The organism is Pseudomonas defluvii (assembly GCF_001695625.1).
Lineage (GTDB): Bacteria > Pseudomonadota > Gammaproteobacteria > Pseudomonadales > Pseudomonadaceae > Aquipseudomonas > Aquipseudomonas defluvii.
Genome location: NZ_MBPN01000329.1, coordinates 1 through 475 on the forward strand (window position 1 = coordinate 1; position 475 = coordinate 475).

Annotated in this window: 1 pseudogene; it reads right to left on the reverse strand. The window is 65.3% G+C overall.

Annotation, left to right across the window (positions count from 1 at the left end):
• A pseudogene (locus tag EKA13_RS28035) lies at window positions 1-475 on the reverse strand (LysM domain-containing protein); the annotation flags it as partial.

A 475-nucleotide genomic window follows, 5' to 3' on the forward strand; every position in this document is an offset into this window, starting at 1 on the left:
TTCCCCTCCGCCTTGATCTGCGCCAAATCCACCCAGTTGCTGCTGGCATTCGCCTGCCCGGGCTCGATGTTGCCGCTGCCTTGCAGGTCGGGTTCGATCCATTGAAAGTTGCCGGTCAGGGCACCACCGGTTTGGGCGCCGGCGAACGCGGTGCCTTTGACTCCGATGTAGCCGCTTTTGCCGACGTCCAGGGTTGGCGTGCCGAGCAAGGCCGTTGCGCCCGCGGGCTGTTCGCGGGGTTTGTACTGTGTCTTTGTGGCCGCTTCCCCCTGTAATTGGGTGCCCACGAAGCAGCTCAGCTCCAGCCGGCCACTCAGGCGGAACACGCCCAGGGGGTGGCGCACGGTCTTACCCTCGCCGTTGCGGTAGGTGATGCTGGCCAGGTAGCCGCCCTGGCTGGGGAAGTAGCTGTTGAAGGACACCGCGGCGTCGGCCAGGGAAAATTCGGCCGTGCCCTTGACCCCGACGTCGATCA